General features: G+C 32.5%; 9 protein-coding genes. 2 read left to right on the forward strand and 7 right to left on the reverse strand.

What is annotated here, in order from left to right; genetic code table 11:
• Positions 1-72: 72 nt before the first annotated feature.
• The 5 genes from JNO63_RS08305 to JNO63_RS08325 all read right to left on the reverse strand — a co-directional run bounded on the left by JNO63_RS08305 (position 73) and on the right by JNO63_RS08325 (position 5,362).
• Positions 73-1,077 (reverse strand): alpha/beta fold hydrolase, encoded by a 1,005-nt coding sequence (locus JNO63_RS08305; RefSeq protein ID WP_203128485.1) that lies wholly within the window; start codon positions 1,075-1,077, stop codon positions 73-75.
• A gap of 2 nt (positions 1,078-1,079) precedes the next feature.
• Complete coding sequence (locus tag JNO63_RS08310) at positions 1,080-1,286, reverse strand: cold-shock protein (RefSeq protein ID WP_203128486.1); 207 nt, start codon at positions 1,284-1,286, stop codon at positions 1,080-1,082.
• Entirely contained in the window at positions 1,286-2,017 is a 732-nt protein-coding gene (locus JNO63_RS08315; RefSeq protein ID WP_203128487.1) for a class I SAM-dependent DNA methyltransferase, read from the reverse strand. The genes JNO63_RS08310 and JNO63_RS08315 overlap by 1 nt, the downstream gene beginning before the upstream one ends.
• Before the next feature lie 8 nt (positions 2,018-2,025).
• Positions 2,026-2,316 (reverse strand): ABC transporter permease subunit, encoded by a 291-nt coding sequence (locus JNO63_RS08320; protein WP_203128493.1) that lies wholly within the window; start codon positions 2,314-2,316, stop codon positions 2,026-2,028.
• Between the two features lie 406 nt (positions 2,317-2,722).
• On the reverse strand, positions 2,723-5,362 hold the full coding sequence (locus JNO63_RS08325; RefSeq protein WP_203128488.1) for a valine--tRNA ligase: 2,640 nt from the start codon (positions 5,360-5,362) through the stop codon (positions 2,723-2,725).
• A gap of 417 nt (positions 5,363-5,779) precedes the next feature.
• Here JNO63_RS08325 and ppsR point away from each other — a divergent pair, with 417 nt between their 5' ends.
• Complete coding sequence (gene ppsR, locus JNO63_RS08330) at positions 5,780-6,601, forward strand: pyruvate, phosphate dikinase/phosphoenolpyruvate synthase regulator (protein ID WP_203128489.1); 822 nt, start codon at positions 5,780-5,782, stop codon at positions 6,599-6,601.
• Entirely contained in the window at positions 6,601-9,228 is a 2,628-nt protein-coding gene (ppdK, locus tag JNO63_RS08335; protein WP_203128490.1) for a pyruvate, phosphate dikinase, read from the forward strand. The genes ppsR and ppdK overlap by 1 nt, the downstream gene beginning before the upstream one ends.
• Positions 9,229-9,278: 50 nt before the next feature.
• On the opposite strand, the gene JNO63_RS08340 is transcribed toward ppdK, so the two are convergent.
• Positions 9,279-10,202, reverse strand: coding sequence for a 2-dehydropantoate 2-reductase (locus JNO63_RS08340; RefSeq protein WP_203128491.1), 924 nt, complete (start codon positions 10,200-10,202; stop codon positions 9,279-9,281).
• A gap of 10 nt (positions 10,203-10,212) precedes the next feature.
• Positions 10,213-11,274, reverse strand: coding sequence for a PTS sugar transporter subunit IIC (locus JNO63_RS08345; protein WP_203128492.1), 1,062 nt, complete (start codon positions 11,272-11,274; stop codon positions 10,213-10,215).
• Positions 11,275-11,458 lie beyond the last annotated feature (184 nt).

The following is an 11,458-nucleotide window of genomic DNA, read 5'->3' on the forward strand; positions in this document are numbered from 1 at the left end:
ATAAAAAACTGACCTCCTTAAGTTGATTAGGTCCAACTTTAAGGGGTCAGTTCATAGATGCCAGGAGTTTTATTAATTGTCTAAAAATTCTGAAATTTCATCATAAACTATTTGTTTATCTTTTTCATTTAAAATTTCATGTTCCATTTCTGGATATATTTTTTGGCTGATATTTCTATATCCTGCTTTACTTAATGTTTTTATTGAGCTTTCAAGTCCTAGTTCAGAGCCTGTGACTATATCATCTGCTCCAGTTGCAGAGTGGATTTTAAGATTTGGATTTTTGAGCTTATAATTCTTTACTTTGGCCATTTTGTTGTTTAGATCAATAATTACAACAACACCTCTTTCCAAAAATTGAAATACTCTGAAACTATCATTTCTTTTTTCTATAACATTATCCATATTATAAGAAATCCAAGTGTCTCTTCCATCACCTGGCAATAGTGGTGAAAGGACAGCTGCTTGGTATTCTCCAAAATAAAATGAAATTATATTACCCAAAAACGCACCAAAAGGCGATATTTTACTGTGCTCAACCGTGCCAATTAAAACTAATTTGCTAATAGTATCATCATGATTTTGCAAATAAGTACGAGCAATCATAGAACCCATGGAATGGCCAATCATATAAACTGGTAATTCAGGGTGCTTGCCATGGATAAAATTATTGATCACATAAGTATCATCGATTAATTCTTCAGATAAACTCATATATCCATTTGGATATTTTTCAGATATGCTCTTTCCATGTCCCCTATGATCATGGGCAATGACAGTGTATCCATTTTTTACTAAAAATTTTATAAAGTCCAGATAATTATAAGAATGCTCCGCCATACCGTGGACAATTTGGACTACACCTTTTGGGCTTTCATTTTCATATAATCTTACAAAGATCTCATGGCCATCGGTATTTCTTATATACATTTCTGCATGGTCTTCAAAAGTTTGTTTACTTTTTACAAACCATTTGCTACCCACATTCATTTTTTTGTAATCACTAGTTTTCTTCAAATAATGGATTTGAGGTAAAAATATTAAAACTATAAGGATTGGTAGCAGATAAGAATTCATTTTTAGTCCTCCAATTTTTGCACATTTATTGCAGAGGGCCCACGTGGTTGATCAATTATATCAAATGATACCATATCTCCCTCAGATAATTTTTTGTAGTCTTCATCTGATATTATGCTTGAAAAATGCACAAAATAATCATTTTCATCCGAGCTTATAAAACCATATCCTTTTTTATTATCAAAAAATTTTACAACACCTTTTGCCATTATCTTCCCTTTACTGCACTAAATAATACTCTAAGAGTATCTGCTTTTAAATCACCAAAGTCATCTTCATCATAAGTTTTGATATCTCTAAATCCAGTTTGCTTAACTATTTTTGTAACATCATCTATTGAATATGCACGTTCTTGTTGATATTCATAAATTCTTTCATAGGAGCCATTTTCTTTTTCTACAAAGAAATTTAGATGCATATCTATCAAATCATCCTCATAGAAATTGTCCCAAGTGTAGAATATATCTTCATATTCATAGACGTAGCAATTTGATCCAAAAACTTCTTTCATTTTATATTCTGAATTAATATCAAAAACCAAAAGTCCACCATCTTTAAGATTTTTATAGCAATTTTCAAAAAGTTTTTCTAGCTCCTTTGGATCTGTTACATAGTTTATAGAATCAAGTAGTATGACTATCAAATCATAATTATTAGGATTTTCAAATTCAACCATGTCATAATAAATCAAATTTACATTATCAATATCATATTTATTTGCAAAAACATTTAACATATCTGGTGAAATATCCAAGGCATCAATATTTTCAAACTCATCAAAAAAATACTTTGTAAGCATTCCAGATCCAGCAGCAAGCTCTAGCATATTTTTTCTGTTTATATTATATTTATCTACCAAGTTCAAAATATTTTCTGCGTATCCTTGGTAATCTATATCAAAGCTTAATTTGTCATATATATAAGAAAAATCTTCGTACATTTTTCCCCCTATCTTCTAATGTAATCCTTGCATAATTTTGAAATTAAATCAGCAATATATACTAATATTAAATAGCATATCATATATAGGGTAATTTCTGAATACTTAAAGAAACTCATGGCTAGTTTAAAGGCCATACCTAGGCCACTTGCTCCTACAAATCCTACAACAATAGTTGTTCTAATGGTGACTTCCCACCTGTATAAAATATAATTTATAAATTTTACACTGGTTTCTGGAAATATACCATAAAGTAGTGCCTGGGCTGTGCTAGCTCCATTTAAACCTAAGTTTCTTATAGATTAGGGTCCATTTCCTCTATTACTTCTGAGCAAAGTTTTGCCAAAACTCCAAAATTGTGTAATCCAACATTATTTTCCCAAAAATATTATTAGAAATTAAGTTTTCATTTTTAACATTTTTAGCAGAAAAAACTACAAAAATAAACATTAATATACTTGCTACACCCATAGCAATGATACTTAAAATTAGGATATCTTAAGCTCTTATGGCCAACGAAAACTTATTTAAATTTTTGGTCAGGTGATCTTTGAGTAAAGCTTCTGTTTCTGGAACTTTTAAAAAATTTTCAAAATCATTAAAACATCCTCCACAATAATATTTATAAATTAATATTATATTAAGCGGAGGATTATATTAAGTAAATATTAATATATTTTATAAACTAATTATCCATTAAATTATTTATTTATCTTTTATTTCTTCAAAGGATGCTTTAGTTTTTTCAAGTAAATCTTCATAGTTAGAAAGTTTTTCGCGTTCTTCATTTACAACTGCTTCTGGAGCCTTGCTTACAAAGTTTTCGTTGTTTAACTTACCACTTGCTCTTTTTATTTCGCCTTCTAATCTTTTGATTTCATCTTTTAAACGTGCGCGTTCTTGTTCGTAGTCCATCAAGTCATCTAGGCTCATTAGAACTGAAAATTCGTTAAATACTAGATTTACTAGGTTTTCTTTGTCACCATTAAATTCTTCTTTTAAATAGATATTAACTTCTTTAGAATTTGCAAGATTTTTAAATTGTCCTTTTAGATTTGCTAGTAAATTCTTGTACTCTTCATTTTCTGCTAGGATAATTAAATCTTGTTTTGTTTTTGCACCTACATTTAATGTGGCTCTTTGGTTTCTTATAGCTGTGATTGCATCAATTGCTGAGTTAACAGTAGCTTCTTCGCTTACAAATTCAAATTCTTCATTAAATCTTGGCCACTGTTCTACTATCAACATACCTTCTGTGTTTGGAAGTGCTGAATATATTTCTTCTGTGATAAATGGCATAAATGGATGAAGTAAGGCTATCATTTTGTTTAGAACATAGAGTAAAACTTTTTTTACATCTGCTTTTTCTGCTTCATCATTACCATTTAGTCTTAACTTAGCAAATTCAATGTACCAGTCACAGTACTCTTCCCAAATGAAATCTTCTATCCTGCTTGCTGCAAGTCCGATTTCGTATTTTTCAAGGTTTTTAGTTACTTCTTCTATAACATTATTAAGACGTTTTAAAATCCATTTATCTTCTAGGGCAAGATTTTCTACTGTTGAAAAGTCTAAATCGTCTCCCTCATCTATATTCATTAATACAAAACGAGTTGCATTCCATAATTTATTGGCAAAGTTACGGCTAGCGATTATTCTTTTTTCATCATAACGCATATCATTTCCAGGACTATTTCCAGTAATTAAAGTAAATCTAAGCGCATCTGCTCCATATTCATTGACAACCTCTATTGGATCTACACCATTTCCAAGAGATTTACTCATTTTTCTTCCTTGTGGATCACGGATAAGACCTGTAAATAATACGTGGTCAAATGGAACTTTTTCAGTTGTATATAGGGAAGCAAATACCATTCTGATAACCCAGAAGAATATGATGTCATATCCTGTTACAAGGATGTCTGTTGGGAAGAAATAGTCTAGATTTTCATTTTCTACTGGCCAACCAAGGGTTGCAAATGGCCATAGGGCTGATGAAAACCATGTATCAAGTGTATCTTCTTCTTGAGTAACATGAACTCCATTTAACATTCCATTTTCATCTGGTTCATCTTCTGAAACTATTATTTCTCCATCATCAGTGTAGAATACTGGAAGCCTATGTCCCCACCATAGTTGGCGAGAGATTGTCCAATCTCTAATGTTATTTAGCCAGTTCATATAAGTTTTGCCTAAAGAATCTGGAATTAATTTTAGATCACCATTTTGATAAACTTCTGCTGCCATTTTTGCAAGTTCATCCATTTTTACAAACCATTGCTTAGAAATAAGTGGCTCTATTACTACATTTGTTCTCTCACTATAACCAACAGCATGAGTTAGTGTTTCGATTTTTTCAAGATAGCCTTCATCTTCAAGTTGTTTTACTAAAAGTTTACGAGCTTCATATCTATCAAGGCCAGAGTACTTACCATAATCATCTGTGATATGGCCTTTTGTATCTATTACTACACATTGGCCAAGGTCATGGCGTTCTCCAACTTCAAAGTCGTTAGGGTCATGGCTTGGTGTGATTTTTACACATCCTGTACCATATTCCATGTCTACATAACTATCTTCAATCAAAGGAATTTTTCTTCCAACAATGGGTAGTATTAAGTTTTTGCCTATTTTATCTTTAAATCTAGGGTCTTCTGGGTTAACAGCAACTGCTAAGTCTCCAAACATTGTTTCTGGACGAGTTGTTGCAATTGTAATATATTCGTCACTATCTTCAAAGAAATATTTGATATACCAAAGATTACCCTCTTTTTCTACGTGGTAAACTTCTGCATCTGAGATAGCAGTTTCTGCTTCTGGATCCCAGTTTACAATTCTATTTCCTTGATAGATTAAACCATCATCATACATTTTTTTGAAAACTCGTTTTACTGCACGAGTTAGATTTTCATCCATTGTAAAACTATCATAGTCCCAATCACAAGATACACCTATGGTTCTTAATTGTTTTTTGATAGTACCGCCGTATTCTTCTGTCCAAGCCCAGGCTTCTTCTAAGAATTTCTCACGACCTAATTCTTTTTTTGTATGACCTTCGCTACGAATTTTACCAACTACTTTTGCTTCTGTTGATATAGATGCGTGATCTGTTCCAGGTATCCAAAGCGCTTCAAATCCTGCCATTCTTTTATAGCGAATAACAATATCTTGGATAGTATTATTTAAAGCATGACCTAAATGTAATTGACCAGTAACATTTGGTGGTGGCATTACAATTGTAAATGGCTTTTTGTCTTTATTTACATCAGCCTTGAAATATCCGCCATCTTCCCATTTTTTATAGATTTCTTTTTCAAATCCACTTGGATTGTATTTAGTTTCCATTATTACTCCTTAAAATTTCGTTTAAAAAAGGTGGTAAGGCCATAGCTCTAGGACGAGTTATCGCGTTACCACCTAAATTCCTTTTTAAATTAAAAGACTCTTAATGTACTTATGCGTACCACACTGAAATATACATAAAAGCAACCTTCAAAAGCTTGTAACTAAAGATTTGCACCAAACATCTTCTCTCTGAAAGTACTTGCAATTTACTCCTCTTTTACTATTTCATATTAAATTTCTTTTATCATTATATTATCATAAATTATTTTGTCAAAACGTTCGGTTTTCTAGTGTCTCATCTTAACCCTAAATATTAATCATAACAACTAATAAAATTTGTAATTAATTTATCATGAAAATATTTTCATAATATAAAATACATGTTATAATATTGCTAGGGTTAGAGGAGGAGAATTTATGGATATATTTGTATATGTTATTTCAGATACTGATGCTGGTGGGATGTCTAGATTATCCCATGAAACAATGCAAAAATTTGAGATAGAATACAATGAGAAAACGTTTATAAATATCAAAACAAAAGAAAATTTGTCTGAAGTTTTTACTAAAATTGATGATGACAATGGCATAAAAATAATTTTCAATTCTCTAAATGACCCAAAGCACAATAAGTTCCTTAAAGATTTTAGTAAAGATAATAAGATTCTAACCATCGATTATGCAAGCTACTCTTTAAACAAAATTAGTAATTTTTTGGGCATAGCTCCCGTTGATGGACTAGCCGATGATGACATCCAGATCGTCCACCATTATAAGAGACTGGATGCTTTGGAATTTGCCATAAAGTATGACGATGGCAGGGATTTTAAGGGGCTAAAGTATTGTGACATATGTATTATTGGAGTTTCAAGATCTTCCAAGACCCCACTTTCAGTGTATCTTGCAAGTATTGGATACAAAGTTATAAACGTTCCTATTTTACTAGATTCAAGAGTACCTAGAGAGCTTTTTGAAATAGATTCTAGAAAAATATTTGGACTGACTCTTGATAAAAATAGGCTACAAAAAGTAAGAGAAGAAAGATTAAATTCTATAAATCTCTCATCTAATTCTCACTATTCAGACATTGATCGTATTGAGAAAGAATTAATCTATGCAAAAGAGCTTATGGAAGATTTAGATTGCAAAATAGTGGACATTACATACAAATCCATCGAAGAAACTTCTGAGTACATAATCAGCAACATCGAAAACATAAATATGGAAGGGGAAAAATAATGACCGACAAATATGTTTACAATTTTAACGAGGGGAACAAAGATATGAAATCCCTTTTGGGTGGTAAAGGCGCTAATCTTGCCGAAATGACCACAATGGGTATCTCTGTACCTTATGGTTTTACCGTTACAACTGAAGCTTGTACAAGATTTTATCAAGAAGATGAGAAGTTATGGGATGAGTTAAATAGTGAAGTTTCAAAACACATCACAGATCTAGAAAAAGAAAACGGAAAAACTTTTGGATCTACAGAAGATCCTCTTTTAGTATCAGTAAGATCAGGTGCTCCTATTTCTATGCCTGGAATGATGGATACAATTTTAAACCTAGGTTTAAATGATGAAGCTGTTTTGGGTTTAGCAAAAAAAACTGAAAACGAAAGATTTGCATATGATTCTTATAGAAGATTTATCCAAATGTTTGCCGATGTTGCGATGGAGCTTAATAAAAATAACTTCGAAAATTTACTTACAGCTAAGAAAAAAGATAGAAATGTGGAAAACGATACCGAACTTAGTGCAGATGATTTAAAAGAGTTAGTAGAGGAATATAAAGAAAAATATAAAGAATTAAAGGGTGAAGACTTCCCTCAAGATCCTCGTGAACAATTAGATCTTGCAATCTCCGCTGTATTTAAATCTTGGGGCAATGAACGAGCTATCCTTTATAGAAAATTAAATGACATAGATGATGCTATGGGAACAGCAGTAAATGTACAAACAATGGTATTTGGAAATATGGGAGACACATCTGGTACAGGAGTAGCATTTTCAAGAAACCCAGCAACAGGTGAAAATAAATTATTTGGTGAATATTTGATTAATGCTCAAGGTGAAGATGTTGTAGCCGGAGTAAGAACTCCAAAGGAAATTGCAACACTTAAAGATGCTATGCCTGATGTTTACCATGAATTTGCAGACACTGCAAAAAAACTTGAAGAACACTATCACGACATGCAAGATATGGAATTTACTATTCAAGAAGGAAAGTTATTCCTACTTCAAACTAGAAATGGAAAAAGAACAGCCCATGCAGCAGTTAAAGCAGCAGTAGATATGGTAGATGAAGGATTAATCGATAAAAAAGAAGCAGTTTTAAGAATAAATCCAAAAGTCTTGGACGGCCTACTCCACCCTACTTTTACTGATGCTGCTAAAAAATCAAACGATGCTATTGCAAAAGGTCTTGCTGCATCTCCAGGTGCTGCAGTTGGTAAAATTGCCTTTACTGCAAAAGATGCATCTAATAGAGCATCAGAAGGTGAACAAGTAATCTTAGTACGTGAAGAAACATCTCCAGAAGATCTTGAGGGAATGGTAAAAGCAAATGGTATCCTAACCGCTCGTGGAGGAATGACAAGTCATGCTGCAGTAGTAGCTCGTGGTATGGGCAAATGCTGTGTCTCTGGTGCAAGTGAAGTGCATATTGATGAAGATGAAGGCACAATGAGAGTTGGTGATGAAGTATACACAAAAGATGATACAATTTCTTTAGATGGCTCTACTGGTGAAGTATATATAGGCACCCTTGAAACTCAATCTCCACAACTAGAGGGAAACTTTGGCAGATTTATGCAATGGGTTGATGAATTTAGGGATATGAAAATTAGAACAAATGCTGATACACCAAGAGATGTAGAACAAGCTCTAGAATTTGGAGCAGAAGGAATCGGACTTTGCCGTACAGAGCACATGTTCTTTAAAGAAGACAGAATCTTCCAAGTTCGTAAGATGATTTTAGCAAATGATCTAGAAACAAGAAAGTCTGCCCTAGAAAAAATCTTACCAATGCAAGAAGATGATTTCTACCAAATCTACACACTTATGGGAGATAGACCAGTAACAGTAAGACTTCTAGATCCACCACTTCACGAATTTTTACCAAGAGGTGAAGCAGAAATCAGGGATCTAGCTGTAGAACTTGACATAGAACCAGCTAGAGTAAGAGAAAGAATTAATGAGCTTGAAGAAGTAAACCCAATGCTAGGTTTTAGAGGATTACGTCTTGGAGTAAGATATCCAGAAATATCTAGAATGCAAGCTAGAGCCATTATCCAAGCAGCTATCCACTGCCATGAAGAGGGCAATGAAGTAATTCCAGAAATCATGATTCCTCTATCAAGTGATGTTAAGGAATTAAAATATGTAATTGATGAAGTAAATGATGAAATCAAACAAGTATTTGAAGAAAAGGGTAAAAAAATCAAATACTTAATTGGTACAATGATAGAAATTCCAAGAGCTGCAATAACAGCTGATGAGATTGCTGAAATTACAGATTTCTTTAGCTTTGGAACCAACGACCTTACACAAATGACCTTTGGTTTATCAAGAGATGATGCTGGTAAATTCTTACCTCTATATCTAGAAAAAGATTTATTTGCAAAAGATCCTTTCCAAGTATTAGACCAAAAAGGCGTAGGATTCTTAGTAGAAACAGCTGTAGAAAGAGGAAAATCAGCTAATGGTAACTTGCATCTAGGAATTTGTGGAGAACATGGTGGCGAGCCTACTACTGTAAAATATTTATACAATGTTGGCCTAGATTATGCATCATGCTCACCATTTAGAGTTCCAATTGCAAAACTTGCTGCAGCACAAGCTGCTATTGAAAAAACAGAAGTTTAAGCAAATAATAAAAGACCTGGTATATACCAGGTCTTTTACCTATTTAATATTTACTCTGCTTTTTGTAGTTCTTCTTTAGCATGAACTAACTGAGTTATCAAATCATTATAAGGGGTTGAAATATTATGTTTCTTGCCTTTTTCAACTACTGCCCCATTTATAAAATCAATTTCTGTTTTTTTATTATTCTTAACTAGATCTTGGTACATGGATGGATAATGATCTTTTGCTGACTTAGATGTTTGGTATATATAGTCAAGCATTTCTTTTTTATCTAACTCTATCCCATCAGCATTTCCTACTTCCACAAACTCATTTACAAGATCATCAACTATTTTTTTATGAGCATCAGTTGAGAAAAACTCTCCTATCTTACATTCTAAAAGTGCTGATGTTGAGTTCATGGTTCCATTTACCATAACTTTTCTCCAAATAGCATGCATAACATTGCTATCATATTTAGTATATAATTTTGCATCATCTAATAAATCAGCAACTTTTCTTCCTTCTTCTTCATTGCCACCGATGTTTTGAACATCTATAGAACCAATACCTGAGATATTTATAGAACCTGGACCATTAATTCCCGCAGCCCATACTGTCACACCCATGTTTATTTGATCAAGATTAACATGTTTTTTTAAAATTGTTTCATGGCTCATTCCATTTAACAGACAGAGTATTTGAGTTTTTTCACTTATTAGATGTGCTATATCTTGCATCATACTATCAAGTTTCATAGACTTTGTCATCACAATTATTAGATCAGCTTTTCTGCTAGCTTGAGGTGGTTTTAACGCTTGAATCTCTATCCTGTCTTCTATTTTTCCTGTTATTTCTAAGCCATTCTTATTGATTTGATCAATATGTTCTTGCCAATAATCAAGTAAAATTACTTCACTTTCAGTATTTTTTTGAATGTGATAGCCAATTGTACAACCCATTGCTCCACTACCTGCAATATAAACTAACATATTAACTCCCCTAATTTTTGAATTCAAAAATAGATTCATCATAAATTTTTACAAAACGCTCGAAGATATAGTGCACAATAAATGTGACTATTATAGGTATTATTAACCAGAAAATTATCATTAAAATAACATTCATACCAGGTCCTTCTAAAGATGCTATAGGACTTACAAAGCCTACTTGTCCAAAACCACCAGTTTCAGGTGTATTGACAATACCAAATAGCGATATTGGTATGGATGTAATTGCAGCAGATATTGCTATAGGTAGAGCCATAATTGGATTGGCAAAAAAGTTTGGCATCATCATTTTCATAGCACCTAGAAAAATCGCTATTGGAACACCTTTACCATTATTTTTATTTTTGGCAGTTGCTATTGTTAAAAAATAAGCACAAGTGGCTACTCCCATGCCAGCTGCTGCCGCTGCCATTCCGTCAAGACCAATAGCTAAAGTAATAGCTACTGTTGAGATAGGACTGATTATTATTATTGAAAATGCTATACAAATTAATAAACTCATTAAAAATGGCTGTAAATTAGTAAAGGAGTTTATACCTTCTCCAATGAAGAAAGTTATCTTTGAAACAAAAGGCAATAATTTAAATCCTATGTAACCTGCACCCGCTCCTATTACAATAGGTAGCAGAATAATATTTAAAGATCCGAATTTATCTCCTACTAACAATACTAAGTAGACCGCGATAGCTGCTGTAATCATAGTATTTATTAAATCACCAATACCTGCAAGCTGAAAAATTGAAGATGTACTTCCATTTATTGTTGCTTCGACATATTTCCATGCTCCTGATCCTATCATAGCTGCCCCACCGACTGCTGCTTGTTGCATTGGAGTAAATCCAAAATTATGAGCAACTAAAAATCCTGTCATTAGTGGGGTAAAAAATTGAAACACCTGTACAATTCTTAAAAATTCACTTGCGAATGTAGAATCTGGAAATAGCTTTAAAATAACTGCTAGAACAGCATTTGGTATTAAAGCTATAACAATAGCCTGGGCTGTCCCATTTAGTACATTCATCAAGAAATTTTTGGGTTGTATATTTTTATTCATAAAACCTCCCTAATTCATCTTCTATGTTAAATTATATACAAACAATTGTCAAATATTTAACATTTTAAATTAAGGATTTATTAACAATATGTATTCTACCTAAAATCGTAAAAATAAATCCCTAGATTACTAAGGTGACCCCAAAAAGTTGGACTTAACATCAGGCATAGATTTATATCTGTGT

Source organism: Anaerococcus sp. mt242 (assembly GCF_016798225.1).
Taxonomy (GTDB): domain Bacteria; phylum Bacillota; class Clostridia; order Tissierellales; family Peptoniphilaceae; genus Anaerococcus.

Coding starts and splice junctions, on each gene's coding strand:
- JNO63_RS08345 (WP_203128492.1), bottom strand. CDS start 11,274: ATGAATAAAAATATACAACCCAAAAATTTCTTGATGAATGTACTAAAT.
- JNO63_RS08310 (WP_203128486.1), bottom strand. CDS start 1,286: ATGGCAAAAGGTGTTGTAAAATTTTTTGATAATAAAAAAGGATATGGT.
- JNO63_RS08305 (WP_203128485.1), bottom strand. CDS start 1,077: ATGAATTCTTATCTGCTACCAATCCTTATAGTTTTAATATTTTTACCT.
- ppdK (WP_203128490.1), top strand. CDS start 6,601: ATGACCGACAAATATGTTTACAATTTTAACGAGGGGAACAAAGATATG.
- JNO63_RS08340 (WP_203128491.1), bottom strand. CDS start 10,202: ATGTTAGTTTATATTGCAGGTAGTGGAGCAATGGGTTGTACAATTGGC.
- ppsR (WP_203128489.1), top strand. CDS start 5,780: ATGGATATATTTGTATATGTTATTTCAGATACTGATGCTGGTGGGATG.
- JNO63_RS08315 (WP_203128487.1), bottom strand. CDS start 2,017: ATGTACGAAGATTTTTCTTATATATATGACAAATTAAGCTTTGATATA.
- JNO63_RS08325 (WP_203128488.1), bottom strand. CDS start 5,362: ATGGAAACTAAATACAATCCAAGTGGATTTGAAAAAGAAATCTATAAA.